This is a genomic window from Streptomyces fradiae ATCC 10745 = DSM 40063, from assembly GCF_008704425.1.
Lineage (GTDB): Bacteria > Actinomycetota > Actinomycetes > Streptomycetales > Streptomycetaceae > Streptomyces > Streptomyces fradiae.
In genome coordinates this window covers 2,264,326-2,282,309 of sequence record NZ_CP023696.1, presented here as the reverse complement: position 1 = coordinate 2,282,309, position 17,984 = coordinate 2,264,326, and the positions used below count along the sequence as shown (strand labels likewise).

Annotated in this window: 14 protein-coding genes; 8 read left to right on the top strand and 6 right to left on the bottom strand. The window is 71.3% G+C overall.

The annotated features are described in order from the left end of the window. The first annotated feature begins 21 nt into the window (after positions 1-21). Positions 22-2,079 carry an AIPR family protein gene (locus CP974_RS10140; protein ID WP_078915316.1) on the top strand — a complete coding sequence of 686 codons (2,058 nt, stop codon included), beginning with the start codon at positions 22-24 and terminating at the stop codon, positions 2,077-2,079. Here the strand turns inward: CP974_RS10140 and CP974_RS10135 are convergent. Both CP974_RS10135 and CP974_RS10130 read right to left on the bottom strand, forming a co-directional pair. Further along, positions 2,076-2,309, bottom strand: a complete 234-nt coding sequence (locus CP974_RS10135) for a DUF397 domain-containing protein (RefSeq protein ID WP_078915315.1) — start codon at positions 2,307-2,309, stop codon at positions 2,076-2,078. The genes CP974_RS10140 and CP974_RS10135 overlap by 4 nt on opposite strands. Next, positions 2,302-3,096, bottom strand: a complete 795-nt coding sequence (locus CP974_RS10130; RefSeq protein WP_031128537.1) for a helix-turn-helix domain-containing protein — start codon at positions 3,094-3,096, stop codon at positions 2,302-2,304. Before CP974_RS10130 ends, CP974_RS10135 begins: the two co-directional genes overlap by 8 nt. 201 nt (positions 3,097-3,297) lie before the next feature. On the opposite strand from CP974_RS10130, the gene CP974_RS10125 reads away from it, so the two are divergent. From CP974_RS10125 to CP974_RS10110, 4 genes are all read left to right on the top strand, one after another. Continuing rightward, the gene (locus CP974_RS10125; RefSeq protein WP_031128536.1) at positions 3,298-3,612 is read left to right on the top strand and encodes a hypothetical protein; all 315 of its coding nucleotides are present in this window, start codon (positions 3,298-3,300) and stop codon (positions 3,610-3,612) included. Continuing rightward, the gene (locus CP974_RS10120) at positions 3,609-3,923 is read left to right on the top strand and encodes a hypothetical protein (RefSeq protein ID WP_031128535.1); all 315 of its coding nucleotides are present in this window, start codon (positions 3,609-3,611) and stop codon (positions 3,921-3,923) included. The genes CP974_RS10125 and CP974_RS10120 overlap by 4 nt, the downstream gene beginning before the upstream one ends. A gap of 99 nt (positions 3,924-4,022) precedes the next feature. Beyond that, on the top strand, positions 4,023-7,580 hold the full coding sequence (locus CP974_RS10115; RefSeq protein WP_031128533.1) for a type I restriction endonuclease subunit R: 3,558 nt from the start codon (positions 4,023-4,025) through the stop codon (positions 7,578-7,580). A 5-nt stretch (positions 7,581-7,585) separates the two neighbouring features. Beyond that, positions 7,586-8,383: a M48 family metallopeptidase gene (locus CP974_RS10110; protein WP_031128531.1), complete on the top strand. Its 798-nt coding sequence runs from the start codon at positions 7,586-7,588 to the stop codon at positions 8,381-8,383. Positions 8,384-8,493: 110 nt separating this feature from the next. Here CP974_RS10110 and CP974_RS10105 read toward each other — a convergent pair whose 3' ends face one another. Continuing rightward, entirely contained in the window at positions 8,494-9,444 is a 951-nt protein-coding gene (locus CP974_RS10105) for a helix-turn-helix transcriptional regulator (RefSeq protein WP_031128530.1), read from the bottom strand. Positions 9,445-9,509: 65 nt separating this feature from the next. On the opposite strand from CP974_RS10105, the gene CP974_RS10100 reads away from it, so the two are divergent. Further along, positions 9,510-9,884: a VOC family protein gene (locus tag CP974_RS10100; protein WP_031128529.1), complete on the top strand. Its 375-nt coding sequence runs from the start codon at positions 9,510-9,512 to the stop codon at positions 9,882-9,884. A gap of 168 nt (positions 9,885-10,052) precedes the next feature. On the opposite strand, the gene CP974_RS10095 is transcribed toward CP974_RS10100, so the two are convergent. Continuing rightward, the gene (locus tag CP974_RS10095; protein ID WP_078915314.1) at positions 10,053-11,786 is read right to left on the bottom strand and encodes a PucR family transcriptional regulator; all 1,734 of its coding nucleotides are present in this window, start codon (positions 11,784-11,786) and stop codon (positions 10,053-10,055) included. A 136-nt stretch (positions 11,787-11,922) separates the two neighbouring features. Between CP974_RS10095 and speB the strand changes: the two genes are divergently transcribed. Together speB and CP974_RS10085 are read left to right on the top strand one after the other, a co-directional pair. Then, positions 11,923-12,900: an agmatinase gene (gene speB / locus CP974_RS10090; RefSeq protein WP_031128525.1), complete on the top strand. Its 978-nt coding sequence runs from the start codon at positions 11,923-11,925 to the stop codon at positions 12,898-12,900. Between the two features lie 356 nt (positions 12,901-13,256). After that, positions 13,257-14,945, top strand: a complete 1,689-nt coding sequence (locus tag CP974_RS10085) for a thiamine pyrophosphate-binding protein (RefSeq protein WP_031128523.1) — start codon at positions 13,257-13,259, stop codon at positions 14,943-14,945. A gap of 25 nt (positions 14,946-14,970) precedes the next feature. Here CP974_RS10085 and CP974_RS10080 read toward each other — a convergent pair whose 3' ends face one another. Together CP974_RS10080 and bcmE are read right to left on the bottom strand one after the other, a co-directional pair. Continuing rightward, positions 14,971-15,831, bottom strand: a complete 861-nt coding sequence (locus CP974_RS10080; protein ID WP_031128522.1) for an endonuclease I family protein — start codon at positions 15,829-15,831, stop codon at positions 14,971-14,973. 738 nt (positions 15,832-16,569) lie between these two features. Beyond that, on the bottom strand, positions 16,570-17,808 hold the full coding sequence (bcmE, locus tag CP974_RS10075) for a thiamine pyridinylase (protein WP_031128521.1): 1,239 nt from the start codon (positions 17,806-17,808) through the stop codon (positions 16,570-16,572). Positions 17,809-17,984: the final 176 nt, after the last annotated feature.

The window sequence follows — 17,984 nt, the reverse complement described above, 5'->3', positions numbered from 1 at the left end:
GGAAATCAGGAGAGTGAGTGCATGAAAGACCTTCACGTCCGACAGCTCGAATCAGAACTTGATGCCCAGTTTTCTCAGTTCATCGATTTGACGGACCTTACCGATCGACCGAAGCATATTAAGCGCTCCTCATTCCTTAGTCGCGCATTGGCTGCTCTTTCTGTGCATGTCCTTACAGGAATGACCCCAGAGCAAAGTGCGAAGTGTGTAATTGACAGCTTTGATGATTGGGGTATCGATGCGATTGCTGTCGATGCCGACAGCGAGGTTCCCCAAGTTTGGATTATCCAGGCGAAGTGGAGCAAGGAGGGAAACGCGACTTTTGACGGGAATGCCCTAAGGGCGCTAGAAGATGGGCTGCGAAAGCTTGTCAGGGGTGAGTATAATCGTTTCAATCGAAGAATCGATCCACTCGTTCCGGATCTTGATTCTGCGCTGAATAATCCACGGGTCAAGATTGTTCTGGTTCCTGCGCTTGCTGGCGATCAAATCATTTCCCCGAACGTGCAAAGCGGCTTGACGGAGCTGCGTAATGAATTTGATCCAGAAGTGATGCGAGTCGAGCCGCTTCTACTCTCGGATTTCATTGCTGCAATTCGTGCAGGAATCCATGACCCAAGGGTTAACCTCAGGGCCAAGATGACCGACCTGAGGTTCCTTGAAGAGCCTTATCTTGCTTACTTCGGAAACATCTCTGCCGATCAGATTGCGAGCTGGTATTCGGGAGAGAGGCACCGTCTCTTCAGGAGGAACATTCGGCACCCTCTTGGACTGACTAAGGTGAACTCTGGGATTGTGGATACCTTGCTTTCCGAGCCGGAAAAGTTCTGGTACTTCCATAACGGTATTACTGTGCTTTGTGATCGAATGGAGGCTGGCCTCAGGGGTGACCTGGAACTCCTTGGCGCGAGTGTCGTAAACGGCGCTCAGACGGTTGCGTCCATCCATGAAGCTTATGAGCGTAACCCTGCCTCTGTGGCTAAGGCGCGCATTTCGGTGAGAGTGATCCCACTTCAGGGTACGCCGCAAAACTTTGATCGCAGAGTGACAGTTGCTACCAACACCCAGAATGGCGTAGCTCAACAGGACTTTCGAGCCCTCGATAAGATCCAGGCTAGGTTGCGCTACGAATTCGATGTGGTGCTGGATCTGAAGTATGCGAACAAGCGTGGTGAGTCAGTGCCGGATGCGTCGCAAGGGTGCGGGATCCTTGAGGCCGCGGTTGCGCTGGCGTGCTCTCACCCGAACCCCGAGATGTCGTTCCGCTCTAACTCGGAGGAGCGGCGTATCTGGAGTGATGATACTTACTTTGAAATTTTTCGCCACCCAGATGCCCGTAAGACTTGGCGTGCAGTTCAGGTAGTTCGAGAAGTGGGTATATTCCTTCAGGGTACCCAATCTGATAGGGAAGGGAAGGCGGCATCTCTGGCCGATCAAGGCCGGAACCTAATCTCGCATCTCTTCTTTCAAAAGAATCCTGAATGGTCCACTATCCCGGATAGTGAATGGGGGATTCTTCTTGATGACGTTTCTGTGCAGGTAAGCGAGATCCTTCGCTGGGTGATGGCGGCTATTGATTCTGGTGCAGCTGAGACTTTGCAGGTGTGGAGTATCTTCCGGACCGCGCGCAGGTATGTAGCGATTGTCGAATTCGTCAAGCAAGGTTGGGTTTCGGGACGGCCGACACCCGAGCTCGCTCCTGACTATAAGGCGGAGGAGCGAGAGCGTCGAGCCCGTCAAGCGAACGCGGTTACCGTAATTATTGATGCTGGTGCAATCGAAGAAGGGGTGCATCTCGAATTTCGCCCTGCTACTAAACCGGAGAGGAAGGCTCTATCCGCTTGGGTGTCCGAAGATCCCCGGAGGTCGCGGGCGACCTGGGTGGATGACAAAACGAATCCGCTGCTCTGGGAGTGGGATGGCGGCAGGTATTCGCCAAGTCGCCTTGTGCAAGTGATGTTTGAACTAGCGGGTAAGGACGTTCCTAAAGCGGTCCAAGGGACACGCAGATGGTTTGTTCCGGATCGAGGGTCTCTGGTTGATATAGCCGACTCGATTAGGAGCGAACCGGAGAGCTAAAAGAGATTGCTGGTCTCGGTGTCTGCGGGCTGCATGGTGGCGATGAATTTTTTCCAGCTATCCGTCGAGAATATCAAGACCTTGGCGTAGGGAGTCTTTGAATCGCGGACACGGACCCCCGAGGGGTAACTGTTCAAGACCTCGACGCAGCTGCCGCCCTCTGGACCGCTGTATGACGACTTACGCCAGCCTTGGCGGGTGGAAGTGTCGGGGATAGTGTGGTCAGTCACGATCTTCGTAGTCCTTTGCCGTTGCCCTTAAGAGGGCGAGCGATTCCCGTAGCGGAAGCGCGTCGCTCAGTGCGAGATCGTAGGCACCTTGGAGTCGGGTGACCAGGGCGGGGGAGTCGTGGACCGTGCCCACGCTGTTCCCCTCCGAGTATGCGAGAGGCGGCTGGTCCTCGAACCACATCAGGCTCAGCATGCCTTGGAGCAGCTGGTAGGCGCCGACTCCGAACGGCAGCACGTGCACCCGCACTCGCCTCGACTCCACCAGGCGGACCAGGTGCGTGATCTGCTCCGCCATGACGTCCTCACTGCCCACGACCCGGCGCAGCACCGCCTCGTCGATCAGCGCCCACACCACCGGGCTCACCGGGTCCACTAGCACCTTCGCGCGCTGCAGTCGTGTGACGACGAGCCTGTCACACTCCTCTTCACTCACAGGGGGGTACGACGTGCTCAGAACCGCACGTGCGTACCTTTCCGTCTGGAGGATGCCCGGCACGAAAGACAGGGCGAACTCGCGGATCACCGTCGCCTGCCGCTCAAGCGCCAGCGCCGCCTCGAAGTAGTCCGCGACCGCCACGTCCTGCTTCGGCAGGAAGCTTTGCAGGACGTTGCCCGTGCCCAGCGCGCCGTCCAGCCGCCGTGCGTCTTCCGCTGAGGGAATCCTGCGGCCCGCCTCGATGTGGGCGATGTGCGAGCGGGTCATGATCGCGAGGTCGGCCAGCTCCTGCTGGGTGAGGCCGGCCGCCTCCCGCTGCGCTTTCAGCCACTCCCCGTAGACGTTCGTCATCGTCAACCCCTCTGCGACAAAAGCTCTGTCACCTCGAACCCCCTGGTCAGCGTAGCCCTGTCGGTCTCACGCTGTGAGGGAATCGCTACGGACTGAAGTTCCGGTGGGTGGGCGCGCCCGCCGGAGCCGAACGTGCGAGACCCCCGCGACCGACGTGAACGGTCCGGGGGCGTGGCCCTCAACTAGTCAGGAGTTGACGACGTGTTGCACTGTATCGCCCGGATGCTCGACCCGCTGCTGCGGCTCTTGTGGCCGCCGCCAGGTCGCCACCGCCAGCCGTGTGCCCACCCCCTCCCCGTACCGCCTTCGCCCGCACCCGCTCCCACCGCCGCGCCCGTGCCCGAGCCGTGGTTCTGGGGAGAGAACAGCCCGCTTGTTCGGCCCTACCTCCTCGCGCACGAGCGCCGCCAGGCGGAAGCCCGCCGCCAGCGAGGCCGCCGCCGTGCCCTCTGGCTCGCCGTGCACGGCATCGACATCGGCCCGCGCCTCATCCACGGAAGGGAGGTCACGTCGTGACCCGGTACGCCACCGAGGCTGCCCGGTTGCTCCCCTGGACCGGTGCCGAGGGCCAGCCCTGCTACCTCATCGGTGACGGTGGGGGATACATCTCCCGCGTCGCCGACAACGTCGAGAGCGTGCAGCTGGACATGGCGGACGATCTCCTCGGTCACGTCGAGGAAATGCTGGGCGACCGTTCGGCGACCCCCGAGCAGCTCCGCTACGTCGTCGCCCGCCTGGCGGAGTCCCTGCGTGACGTGCACCGCGTCGCGCTGAGCCGGGGCGCACGGCTGGAAGGAGCCGCCGTTCGTGCCGATCACCCCGAATAGCCGGAACCCTCCGGCGGCCTGAACTCTCGCCCGCCCCGCGCCCATCGCGCAGAATGGATCGCCTGCACGGTGTCGTGAGCGGGCGAGGGGCGTGGGGGAATGGCGGCTTTGCAGGCCGAGCGGGACGAGGTGGAGCGGCCGACCGTCGCGCAGCTGCAGGCGATGGGCTGGAAGCACGTCCCCGGCAAGGACGTCGGCACGCTCGACGCCGGTGCACCGTTCCTCACTGACCAGCTCGCCAGGGCGCTGCGGCGTATCAACCTCCGTGCCGACGACGGCCGGCCGTGGATGGATGAGAAGGACGACGTCAGGCGGTCGATCGCCGCCCTGGCCGACGTCTCCCTCGGCGAGGGCGTGGACCGGGCCAACTTCGCCGCCACCGACCTCCTCCTCAGCGGGCTGACGCTCTTCAACCCGTCCGCCGCGCACGGCGGGTCGTCCGCCACCGTCCAGTACGTCGAGTGGCATGAGAAGCGTGCCGACCGCAACGAGTTCACCGTCGTCGACCAGCTCCGCGTCCGCAGCCGGTCCGGTGAGGTGTCGGTCCTCGACATCGTCCTGTTCGTGAACGGCATCCCGCTCGTCGCCTTCGAGTGCAAGAGCCCGGACCTCGCGGACCCCATCCGCAGCGCCGTCCTCGACCTGCGGCACTACGCCGGATCCCCCCTGCCCGACGACGAACGGGAGGGCGGCGGCCTGCCGCTTCCCGCCGGGGTCCCGGAACTCTTCCGCACGGTGCAGCTGCTCGTGGCCGCGACGACGGAGACCGCCTACCTCGGCACGATCACCTCCTCCCCGGAGCACTTCCACCCCTGGCGGAGCGTCGAGCCGGAGGACCCGGCGACGCTGACCGCCGAGCTGCCGGGCGGTGCGGGCAAGCTCAACGAGCGGCACAAGCTGGTGGGTGTAGTCCTGCGCCCCGAGGCGCTGCTCAGGATCGTCCGGCACTACATCATCCCGATGACCGTCCCGACCGAGTCGGGCGGCGCCCGGACGGTCAAGGCCGTCGCGCGCCACCAGCAGTACCGGGCGGCCGAGAAGGCGGTCCGCAAGCTCCTCACCGGCAGGGCGCGCGGCGGCCCGGACACCGAGGACGAGCGAGGGGGCGTCATCTGGCACACCCAGGGCTCCGGCAAGTCCCTCACCATGACGTTCCTCGTCCGCCGGATGCATCTGCACCACCGGCTGAGCGAGTTCATGGTGGTCGTGGTCACCGACCGCACCCAGCTGCAGGAACAGCTCGCCGGCACGCTGCGGCTGAGCGAGTCCGAGGTGGAGACCGCGAAGACCGCGGCCCAGATGGAGGGGCTGTTGCGGGACGGCGGCCGGCGGGTCGTCTTCGCGATGATCCAGAAGTACGGGGCCGGCGGGTTCACCTTCGCGGGCGAGGCAGAGGGGGACGGCGACGACCGGGACTTCGCCGCGGAGTACGACGAGGCGGAGAAGGCCCGGCGGGAGCGGCGTGCGGCGAAGCGGCCCAAGGTGCCGAACTTCCCCGAGTGCAACACCTCCCCGGACATCCTCGTCCTCGTCGACGAGGCGCACCGGTCCCACACGAACCTGCTGCATGCCGCGCTGCGCAAGGCGATCCCCAACGCGGCGAAGATCGGCTTCACCGGCACCCCCATCATCACCGGTGAGGCCGAGGACACCCGCCGGATCTTCAGCGGCGGTCCCGGCCGGGGGTTCCTGGACGAGTACCGGATGGCGGACGCCGAGCGCGACGGCGTGGTCGTCCGCATCCGGTACGAGGGCCGCACCGGTGAGGGGGCGGTCCTGGACCAGGAGGGTCTGGACCGGCGCTTCGAGGACCTCATCCGCGACCGCACCGACGAGGAGCGGCGCCGGCTGCTCCACCGGTGGCCTACGGAGAGGGACGTCGCCGAATCGACGCCGATGATCCGGGCCAAGGCCGCGGACATGCTGGAGCACTGGGTGACGACGGTGCTGCCGGGCGGCGGCTTCAAGGCGCAGGTTGCGGCGGTCAGCCGGAAGGCTGCCGTCGAGTACCACCACGCGCTGCGGGCGGCACGGGACGCCCTGCTGGCGGAGCTCGCCGCGTTCCGTCCCGAGTCGGTCGCAGGGACGCCGATCGAGGCGATGGACCGGCGGACCCGGTACCTCTTCCAGGCGTACCCGTTCCGTTCGCTGCTGCGCCGGATCGACTTCGTGCCGGTCGTCTCACCCGGGAAGGAGCGCAAGCGGCGCCAGTGGCTGCACTGGACGGACCCGGTGCGGCAGGCCGCGTACATCGAGCGCTTCCACCAGGCTTTCCCCGTCCTGCCGCCCGAACCGGACTGGGTCGTCACCACGCCTTTCCACGTCCCGGTGAACAAGCCGTCGGGCCCGGCCAACACCGGCGGCAACCCGTGGTCCCGGGGAGCCACGGAACACCCGGGCAAGCCGGAGACCGAGCCCGACCCCGTGCACCCCGAGAGCCCCATCGCCTTCCTGATCGTCAAGTCCATGCTGCTCACGGGCTTCGACGCCCCGCGCGAGCAGGTGCTGTACCTGGACCGGCCGATCCGCGACGCCGAACTGCTCCAGGCCGTGGCGCGGGTGAACCGGCCCATGCCGGGCAAGGAGATCGGATACGTCGTCGACTACTACGGAGTCTTCGAGCATCTGAGCGACGCGCTCGCCGACTACGAGGCGGCCGACGTGGACGACACGATGCTCAGCATGTCCGTGGAGGTCGGCGCCCTGGAACCGGCGGCGGAGAAGGTGCGCCGGTACCTCCAGGAGCACGCCGGTGTCATCGACGCCGACCTCGTCGACTTCGCCGCCGTGCGGTCCGCCGCCCTGGCCTTCGAGGACGAGGCCGTCCGCATGGGCTTCGACACGGTGCTGCACGAGTTCCTCGCCACACTGGAGCGGGTGCTGCCCCACGAGCGGGGCCTGGACTACGTGGGCGAGGCCCGCCGATGGGGCCTGTTGCAGAAGCGCATCCGTACGCTCCACCGCGACGCTCCGGGCGGTGCTTTCACGCTGCGCCTGTACGGGCGCAAGGTCCGCTCTCTGATCGCCGAGCACCTGGAGGGTCCGGAGATCGACCAGGTGATCGCGCCCGTGTCGCTGGCGTCGCCGCTGTTCGACGAGCGGGTGCGGGCCATGCCCGCGCGTGAGGCTGCCGCCGAGATGGGACACGCCCTTCGCTTCCACCTGGAGGAACGCGTGAGGCGGGAGGACCCGGAGAAGTACACCCGGCTCTCGCAGCGGCTGGAGGAGATCCTGCGGGAGATGCCCGGCCGGTTCGAGGAGCAGATCCAGGCGTTCGGGCCGCTGTTCGAGCAGGTGCGCCGCGAGACCGAGGAGGATCCGCGGCTGGCGGGGCTCACGCCGCTGGAGCAGGTGGTGTACCGCATGCTGGACAAGGACGCGGTGGAGAACCCGGACCTCAACACCAGCGAGGTGAACCTGCGGGAGGTGGCCGAGGCGGTGTGCGAGACGGCGGCACGCACCATGTCCAAGGCCTCGTACCAGGGCCAGGGGCAGGACATCGATCATCTCGCCAACAAGATCGAGACGACGCTGATCCAGGGGCAGGTGCTGCCTGCCGGGCCGGACTGGGGGCCCCTTCGCGCGCTCGCGGAAGGACTCGCCGCCCACGCCAACCGCAACCGGAAGTCGTTCCTGGCGAGGGGGCGGGGAGAATAGGCGGGGTGACCGCCCCGATCCTCGACTCCGCAGCGCCGGTCGCCCTCAGTGAGGGCGACCGGCTCGCCGTGGACGGTCTGGCGCTGAAAGTGCGAGTCAGTCCCCGGCGCAGACGGTTCGCGCTCACGGTGGAGCTGGATGCCGCGGTCACCCTGCACGCGCCTCAGGGGTGCTCGAAGGCGGACGCGGTGGATTTCGTCCGGGCGCATAGGGACTGGGTGGCGGACAAGGTCGCGCTCCGGGAGCGCACCCGTCCGCTGACTCCGCCCAAGCGCCTCGTGGAGGGCGAGGTCTTCCGGTACCTGGGGCGTACGTACCGGCTCACCGTTGACCACGAGTGCGCGGCGGAGGCCCCTGTGCGGCTGGTCGCCGGACGGCTCGTGCTCAGCGCGACGCAGGCCTCCGACGCCGCCCTGGGACGGGCCGCGCTCACCGCCTGGTACTGCCGAGCCGGCCGTCGGTGGGCCGTGGGGCGCCTTCAGCCGTGGGCGGCCCGCATGGGAGTGCCCGAGCCCGCCCTGGACGTGTCCGACCTCGGGGGACGCTGGGGGAGCTACCGGCCCGGCCCCGACAACCGGGAGAAGGGGCGGATGAGCCTCGGCTGGCCGCTGTTCCAGCTCCCCATGCACCTCGTGGACTACGTCATCGCCCACGAGCTCGCCCATGTGAAGGTCCACGGCCACGGCCCGGGCTTCTGGGCGCTGCTCGGACGGGCCCTGCCCGAGTACGAGGAGCGCAAGGCGGAACTCGACGAGCTGGGGCGGCGCATGTGGATGGGGGACCTCACGCAGAAAGACGAATGAGGTCGAGGTTGGTATGAGGGGCAGCACGCTGCCGGGGCTTCGCCCGGCGGGCACCCGACCGCAACGCGACGAGCGGAAGCCGGTGTTCGCCGCCCCGGTGTCCGTCGCGGTCAGCGGTTGGCCGCCAGGAGGGCGCGGGCGTGGCGGACGAGTGCCTGGCGCACCTCGTCCGGGGACAGCACGGTGAGCGGGGTGGCCAGACCGAGGAGGTAGGCGGCGAGCTGGTCGACGCTGTTGCCGCCGATCCGGACCACGGTGGCCGCGGGGCCGTCGGAGTGGTGGGTGCCGATGGTGGGGGGCACCTTCCGCAGGGCGCGGTCCAGGGGGAGGGGGAGGCGGACCGTCGTGTACACCGGGTACACGACGCTCGCTATCCCGTGGGAGACCAGCGCCGCGGCGTCGGGCGGATCGGTCAGGTCGGCCGGTTCGGTGGTGGAGCGCACGCCCATCACTCGGTCGGCGCGGAACGTGCGCCACTCCCGTCGGGCGACGTCCCGGGCGACCAGGTACCAGCGCTGGCCGGTGTGGACCAGGCGGTACGGGTCGGCGGCCCGCACGGAGGCCCGGCCGGCGTGGTCCCGGTAGGAGAGGGTGACGCGCAGGGCGCTGTGGCAGGCCCGCGCCAGTTCCAGCAGCAGGAGCGGGTCGATCTGCGGTTCGCCGGAGCGGGGGGTGTGTTCGAGGGCCGCGTCCATCGTGCTCAGCCGGCCCGCGAGGCGTGCGGGCAGGCTCTGGCGGAGCTTGAGCAGCGCGGAGAGGGCGGCCTGCCCGGTGCCGAGGACCCCGCTGAGCGCGGCTTCGCGCAGGGCGACGGCGACGGCCAGGGTCTCCTCGTCGTCCAGTACCAGCGGCGGCGTCCGGGTGCCGGGGCTCAGCCGGTAGCCGCCCCAGGGGCCGGGGGCGGACTCGACCCCGTAGCCGAGGTCCCGCAGCCGGGCGATGTCGCGGCGGACCGTGCGGTCGGTGACCGCCATGCGTTCGGCCAGCTGGCGGCAGGTCCACTCGGGACGCGCGGACAGCAGCGACACCAGGCGCAGCAGGCGGGAGGAGGTCGTGGTCACGAGCAGCCAGTGTCCCGTACGACCAGGACACGTCCTGTCAGGGTCATGGCCTACGGTCCGGTCCCATGAGCACCCCAGAGATCCGTCTCCTCTCCTGCGACTTCGACTGCCCCGACCCGGCCGAGCTGGCCCGCTTCTACGGCGAGGCCCTGGGCCTGCCCGTGCTGTACCGCAGCGACGACTTCGTCCTGCTGGGGCGGGAGGGGGCCCCGGGGCTGGGCTTCGTCCGCCAGGCGGGCTACCGACCCCCGGCCTGGCCCGACCCCTCCCACAGCAAGCAGGCCCACCTCGAACTGGGCGTCGACGACCTGGACGCCGCGCAGGAGAGGATGCTCGCCCTGGGCGCCGTCCTGCCCTCCTTCCAGCCGCGCCCCGACGTGTGGCGGGTGCTCCTGGACCCGGCGGGCCACCCCTTCTGCCTGGCGACGCACGGGACCTGAGCCCCCGCGCGACCTCCGGCCACCGTCCGGCTCCCGGCGCGCCAGGGGCCGAACCGCCCGCCCCGCGGGCGGCACCCCGGAACGGACGTGGTGTTCTCCCTCGCCGGATCACAGGAGCTGGCGTCCCAGGTCCGCCAGGCCCCGCACGCCCCGCCCGCCCGCCCCACCTCACAGCCGCCGCAGCGCGAACCACAGCTCCATACGGGTCTGCGCGTCCTCCAGGTCCGCGTCCAGCAGGGTCGCGCAGCGGGCGACGCGCTGGCGGACCGTGTTGCGGTGGACGCCCAGGGCGGTGGCCGTGCGGTCCCAGCCGCCGTGCAGGGACAGCCACACCCGCAGGGTCTCCAGCAGGGCCGGGCTGTCCAGGAGCGGGCCCAGCAGGGCGCGGGCGTGCGCGTCCGCCTCGGCCGGATCCACCAGGGCGTCCAGGCCGCCCGCCCGGTGGCGGGCCAGGCCCGTGTGCGCGGCCTCCGCGCGGCGCAGGGCGCGGGCCGCCTGGGCGTCGGCCGCCTCCAGCGACCCGGGCCCGGCCGGGGCGCTCACCCCCAGGGTCCAGCCCGGCTGCGGCTCCGCCTCCCGGCCGGCCGGGAGCAGCGCCCGTACGGTGCCCCCGGCCGCGTCCACGAGGGGGGTGCCCAGCGCGGGCGGGGCCTGCCCGTCGCCGCCGCGCGCGTGCACCACCGTCCAGGGCGCCTCGCCCAGCAGCGGCGCCACCTCCTCGGGGCGGGCGCCCAGCAGGAGCCGTACCAGCGCGGCCGACCGGGTGGCCTCGTCGGCGCCCTGGTGGGGCGCGGTCAGCAGGGACAGCAGCACCATGGCGGTCTCGGCGATCCGCTGGTCGGCCTCCTCGTGCCGCGCCAGCGCCAGGCCGAGCGTCAGGCCCTCCCGGCCGGTGCCCAGGCTGTACGCGACGAGCCGCACGCCCCTGGAGGCGCCACCGGGGCCGGGGCCGGCCGGAGCGCCTGCCGTGCCGGGGCCGGGGCCGGCCGGACCGCCTGCCGTGCCGGGACCGCCCGTACCGCGTGCCGCCACCGCGCCGGGGTCGCCCTCCGTACCGGAGCCACCCGTACCGCCTGCCGTGCCGGGGGCACCCGCCCCGCCCCCGGCGCCGCCCGCACCACCGCCGGGGCCCACCGCGCCCCCGGCCGCGACCGTGTCCGACGCCGACGACGGGCGGCGCTCCGCCCGTGCCACCACCGCCACCAGCCGGGACAGCGCCGCCGCCTCCTCCGGGGTGAGCCCCCGCCCGGCCGCCGCGTACTCGGAGCCGTCCGGCGCGTACAGCGCGGCCCACCCGCCCAGCCGCCCCGCCAGCACCTTCAGCACCGCCGGCACCGGACCGGGCCGCGCCGCCGCCGTCGCCAGCGCCCGCTGCGCGTCCGTCACCCGGCGCAGCTCGTGCAGCCGCGCGTCCGCCCTCAGCCGCCACACCGCCCGCGCGACCGCCGCGAACGTCGTACCCGGTTCCACCTCCACCAGCGGCAGCCCGTGCCGCGCGCACGCCGCCGCCAGCGCCTCCGGCACCGTGTCGTACACCGGTGTCACCCCGAACCCCAGCGCCGCCGCGCCCGCCTGCGCCGCCCGCGCCACGAACCGCTCCGGGTCCGCCCCCGCGTCCGCCAGCTGCACCCCCGCCGTGAGCAGCAGCTCACCGCCGAGCAGGTACGGGTACGGGTCGGCCATCTCCGAGGTGTGCACCCAGTGCAGCTCGGCCCCCGGATCGCCCGCCACCAGGCGCAGGCCCAGCTCGCGCCGGGCCAGCAGCGCCGCCAGCCGCACGGGCGGCCCGAACGGCACCACCGCCTCCGCCGGCCCCGCAGGCGCCACCGCCTCCGCAGGCCCCGCCGGCCCCCCAGGTCCCACCGGTCCCGCCGGTTCCGCTGCCTCGGTCCGCTCCGTCATGGACGCTTCCTCCACTCCGCGACCCCCGAATGGAAGAAACGTACACTTCTACGGGGGGTCCGGCGGCCGTACCGTCGTGTCCATGGACGCCGTGTGTGCGACGTACGGCGCGAGCGCAGGAAAGAAGGCACCCCACATGAGCAGCACCAGCGGCACGCCCCGCGGTCCCATCGACTCCTCCCGCGTCCCGCGCTACGCCGGACCGGCGACGTTCGCCCGCCTGCCCCGCCTCGACGAGGTCGGCACCGCCGACGTCGCCGTGGTCGGCGTGCCCTTCGACTCGGGCGTCTCCTACCGCCCCGGCGCCCGCTTCGGCGGCAACGCCATCCGCGAGGCGTCCCGCCTGCTGCGCCCCTACAACCCGGCCCAGGACGCCTCCCCGTTCGCGCTCGCCCAGGTCGCGGACGGCGGCGACATCGCGGTCAACCCGTTCAACATCAACGAGGCCGTCGAGACGATCGAGGCCGCCGCCGACGACCTCCTCGGCACCGGCGCCCGCCTGATGACGCTGGGCGGCGACCACACCATCGCCCTGCCGCTGCTGCGCTCGGTCGCCAAGAAGCACGGCCCGGTCGCGCTGCTCCACTTCGACGCCCACCTCGACACCTGGGACACCTACTTCGGCGCCGAGTACACCCACGGCACGCCGTTCCGCCGGGCCGTCGAGGAGGGCATCCTCGACACCGAGGCGCTCTCCCACGTCGGCACGCGCGGCCCGCTGTACGGCAAGCAGGACCTCACGGACGACGAGAAGATGGGCTTCGGCATCGTCACCTCCGCGGACGTGTACCGCCGGGGCGTCGACGAGGTCGCCGACCAGCTCCGCCAGCGCATCGGCGACCGCCCGCTGTACATCTCCATCGACATCGACTGCCTCGACCCGGCCCACGCCCCCGGCACCGGCACGCCCGAGGCGGGCGGCATGACCTCCCGCGAGCTGCTGGAGATCCTGCGCGGCCTGGCGTCCTGCAACCTGGTCTCCGCCGACGTGGTGGAGGTCGCCCCCGCGTACGACCACGCCGAGATCACCTCCGTCGCCGCGTCCCACACGGCGTACGAGCTGACCACGATCATGTCCCGCCAGATCGCGGCGGCCCGCACCGCCGGGGCGTGAGCCACACCGTCGGGCAGGGGAGCGCCTCGCCGTACGGGCGGTCGCGGCTCCCGTGCGGGTCGCGGCCGGTCTTGTAGGGTCGCCCCGCCCCCTGCGGGACCGATCGCCTCTTGGGGCACCGGTGGCCCTTACGGGATCAGCATGCCCCTAGGGGGCGTACCGCCCCTTGGGGGGTGCACCATCCCCTAGGGGCCGGAACGCCCGTAGGGGACGCGCCGGCCCTACGGGACCCGCACCTCGTACGGGACGGCCGCCCGTCACAGGACCGGCACGCCCGCAGGGGATGACCGCTCCCTGCGGGGCCGGACCGTGCCGCGCGGTCGCGTGCCGCCGTACCGCCCAGGAGCCCGGAGACCATGACGCACGACCACGACCTCGTTCTGCGGCCCACCGCCGCCCAGACGGCCGCGGCGCTGAGCGCCCCGCCCGGCCGCACCGGCGGGGACCTCGTGATCGAGACCCTGCGCGGGCTCGGCGCGACCACCGTGTTCGGGCTGCCGGGGCAGCACGCGCTGGCGCTGTTCGACGCGCTCGGCCGCTCCGACCTCACGTACGTGGGGCTGCGCGTCGAGAACAACGCGGGCTTCGCCGCCGACGCGTACGGCCGGGTCACCGGCGAGGCCGCCCCGCTCCTGCTGTCCGCCGGGCCCGGCGCGCTGACCGCGCTGCCCGCCCTCCAGGAGGCCGCCGCGGCGTCGGCACCGGTCGTCGCCATCGGCGCGCAGGTCCCCGCGCGGGGCCTCGGCGGCGGGCGCCACGGGTACCTGCACGAGCTGCGCGACCAGCGGGCGTCGTTCCGGGACGTCGTGAAGTCCGTGCACGAGGCCCGTACGGCGAGCCAGATCCCCTCCGCCGTCGCCGCGGCGTGGGAGTCGGCGCTGACCGCCCCGCACGGCCCCGTGTGGGTGGAGATCCCGGCCGACGTGCTGGCCGCGCCGACGGACCTGCCGGTCGTGACCGCGCCGGACGCCACCCCGCACGACCTGGTGCCCCGTCCGGAGCTGACCGCGCTGGCCGCGCACTGGCTGTCGCGGGCCGAGCGCCCGGCGATCGTCGCGGGCGGCGGGGTCGTGCGGTCGGACGCCGCCACGAAGCTGCGGGCGCTGGCCGAGCGGCTGTCGGCGCCGGTCGTGACGACCTTCGGGGGCAAGGGCGCCTTCCCGTGGGAGCACCCCCTGTCGCTCCAGTCGTGGCTGGAGGACCGGCACACCACGGACTTCCTCGAGGACGCGGACGTCCTGCTGGTCGTCGGCTCCGGCCTGGGCGAACTGTCGTCCAACTACCACACGTTCCACCCGCGCGGCCGGGTCGTGCAGATCGAGGCCGACCTCGGGAAACTGGAGTCCAACCACCCGGCGCTCGGCATCCACGCCGACGCCCGCCTCGCCCTGTCGGCGCTGCTGGAGACGGTGGAGGAGCGGCACGACCCGGCCGCGCCGGAGCGCGTACGGGCGGTGCTGGAGGCCGTACGCGAGCGGATCGACGCGCAGGGCCTCACCCTGGAGCGGCAGGTCCTCGCGGCCGTGCGGAAGGCGCTGCCCGACACGGCGCCGTCCTTCTGGGACATGACGATCCTGGCGTACTGGGCGTGGTCGGCGTTCGACCCGCGGCGGCCCGGCACCATGCACTCGGCGCAGGGCGCGGGCGGCCTCGGCTACGCCTACCCGGCCGCGCTGGGCGCCGCCGCGGCCGACCCGGACCGCCCGGTCCTGGCGGTCTCCGGCGACGGCGGCGCCCTCTACTCGGTCGCCGAGCTGGCCACGGCCCGCCAGCACGACCTGCCGGTGACCTGGCTGATCGTGGACGACGGCGGCTACGGCATCCTGCGCGAGTACATGACGGAGTCGTACGGCCGGGCCACGGGCACGGAGCTGGCGCGCCCCGACTTCGAGGCGCTGGCGGAGTCGTTCGGCGTGCCGGCGAGGCGGACCACGCCCGAGGAATTGGAGGGCGACCTGCGCGAGGCCCTGGCGGCGCCCGGTCCTTCGGTGGTGGTGCTCCCGGCGGTCCTCCGCATGTTCGCGCCGACCCACACGGAGGACTGACGGGGCGTCACCACTCAGGAGGAGGTCACCAGATGGCCTCGACCCACTCCGGGTGGTCGATGAACGGGTTCCGGTTGTACTGGTACTTGCTGAAGATCAGGTCGTTGCGCTTGCGCTCGAACGCGTCCGGCGGGTCCTGCTCGTTCCACTGCTTGAGCACCGAGAGGCGGCCGTGGAGCGGGGCGCTGCCGTTGCTGACGGAGTTGTTGGGCTCCAGGTCCGGCCAGCCGTCGGTGCCCTCGTACCGGACGGCCATGTAGAGGATCATGCGGGCGACGTCGCCCTTGTCGGCGGCGCGCGGCTCGAAGCTGTCCGAGTCGGTGTAGTTGCCGGGGGCGCCGCTGACCGCGCTGCCGCCCATGTCGAAGTCCTTGTTGCCCCGGATGCTGTTGGTCTTCACGTCGGCGGGGCGCAGGTGGTGGAGGTCGGTGCCGGGGCCCGTGGCGGTGCCGAAGTCGCCGTGGGACTTGGCCCACACGTGCTCGCGGTTCCAGTCGCCGAGGTCGCCGCCGTTGAGGGACTTGGAGCGGGAGGTGCCGCTGTAGAGGAGGCGGACGTTGGCGCTGTTGGCGGGGTCCTCGTCGGTCTCCTTGAGGGCCGTCCACACCGCCGAGTACGAGATCTTCGCCTGGTCGCGGATGATCGAGTGCAGGGCGCTCTTGAGGCTGCTGCCGGTCTTGCCGACGGCGGGCGCGTAGTAGGTGTCGTCGTACGCGGTGACGGCGGCGGACGCCGTGGCCGTGCCGGCCGAGGCGGTCGCCTCGGGGGCCGGGAGCGGGGCCGGGGCCGCGGCGGCGCCCGGTACGGTCACGCCCACCAGCAGCGCGGCGGCGGCCAGCACGGGAACCCTCCAGCGGCGGGCGGGGGCGGCCGGGGATGACGGCATGGGGGAGTCCTTTCCCGAGGTGGGGACACGAGGGGACGAGGGGGGACGAGGGGGACGCGAAGGGACACGGCGAGGAAACGTTTCGGCGATCTACGCGAGTTGACCGCCGGGCAAGGGGAGACTGCCATGCCGGCGCCGACCCGCGTGTGAACGGGACGGGTCGGTCCTGTGACATTGTCATGGACGTGGCGAGCATGGCCCCGCGAGGGCCTGTGCGGCAGCACTCCGCGCCGTGCGGCGCGGCGCGCCGCGCAAGATCGCCGTCGGCTGCGGCGCCGCCTCGGACGGCGCGGCATGCGGTCCGCCGCGCAGGTCCGCCGCGCAGGTCCGCCGCGCAGGTCCGCACGCGCGGCGACGGCGCCCTGAGGGTCTCGCGGGCTCCGCAGGGCCCGAGGGCTCCGCAGTGCCCGAGGGCTCCGCAGTGCCCCGAGGGCCGGGAGGGGGCTGAAGGGGGGCAGGGCCGGGAGGGGTTGAAGGGGCTGAGGGCCCGGAGGGGCTGAGCGGTGTGCCCCGTCCACGCCGGGGCGGCCGTCCCCCGACTCCGCCCGCCGGGTCCGCCGTACCTCCGTCTCCGCCCCGCCGTGGGGCGCGACTCCCCCCGTGGCGGCGCCCCGCCGCCCGTCATCCCGGGGCCCCGGCCCCGCCCGGTCGCGCGAGTCCGTGGCCGCCCCCGGTCCGGCGCGCTCCCGGCTCACCAGGCCGCGCGCCGGACCCCGCCCCGCGTCGTGAGGCGCGACGCTAGAAGCCGCGGCGCCAGATCCCGGCCGGGGTGGACTCGAACGCGTCCGGCGCCTCGGCGGAGAGTGCCGACACCGGGGGTGTGACCATGGAGATGCCGAGCAGGCCGCTCACGATCTTCGGCCCCACTTCCCTGATCCACAGCCGGCCGCCTGGGCCGAGCCGGAAGCCGCAGGGGTCGGCCGCGTCCAGCATCCTCTGGATCCTCGCGTACACCGGATCCCGCTGGGCCAGGTTCCTCAGCGCGCTGACGCGGGCCGGCACCAGGTACTGGGAGCTCACGGCGCTCTGGAGGAGGTCCGACGAGGCGACGAGGTTGGCCAGCCGCACGGCCGCGGCGCGGTCCTCGCCTTCGAGGCCGGGCCTGATGCCGATGGCGTCCGCGTAGCACGGCGTCGGCCTGCCCGGCCCGAGCGGCAGGGCGCGGAGCTCGACGGTCTTGCGCAGACCGGGGCTCATGGAGGGCAGCCACTCCGTGAAGCCCACCATCGCCCGTCCGAGCCCCGCCTCGAACCACTTGACGCGCTGCGAGCCGGGGTCCCTGAAGGCCGCCTGGGCCACGCCCGCCATCTTGACGAGCTTGCGCAGCGCGTCGAGCGCCCGGGTGTCGAGCCTGTCGGCTGCCGGGAGCGGGGGCTCGGGTACGCATCCGCCGTTCAGCTGCTCCCATGCCTGCTGGTACATGCAGGCGTCGGTGGTGGAGCCCCTCAGCTCGACGATGAGGCCCTGTCCGGGCGCGGGAATCTCCTTCTCGGGGTACGGGGCCGCCCCGAGAACGGCGAACAGCGCGTCGAGTGACAGCTCCGGCTTGCCGAGGGGCTGGTCGCCGTCCCGGTAGTAGAGGGTGCTGCAGCACCCCAGGTACGGGATTCCCACGAAGTGGCCGTCGGGGCCCGTCGCCGCGTCCCGTGCGAACCGGTACAGGTCCTCCGGGCTGTCGACCTCGTCGGGCCGCAGAGGGGAGACGGCGTATTCCCCGACGAGGGAGCCGGAGAAGGAGCAGTCGAAGGCGAAGACGTCGATGGTGGGTGCCGGTGGCCCGCTGTAGGGGTCGTACGTCTGGAACGACAGCGCGTACCCCGTGCCGAGCGCCGCCCAGGCCTGCGACACCTTGTCCTGGAAGAGCTGGGGGTCCGGGACGTAGGGGTAGAGGGCCACCGTCAGCTCGCCGGGGCCCGACTCCCGGGGTGCGGCGGCGCGGACGGCGAGCTCGCCCTTGGGGGTGAGTGCCTGGGACATCGGTCGGCCTCCATGGTTCGCGCGAATCCCCCTTATCGGAACCTTCCGGACAGTAGCCCTCGGCTCCTCCGTGGGGTGGTCCGGCCGGCCCGCCCCGCGGGAGACCTAGGCCGAAAGGACGGTCTTCGGGGGAGTCGGGGCCGTGCCGGGATGAAAATCGGATCGGGCCCTGTTGG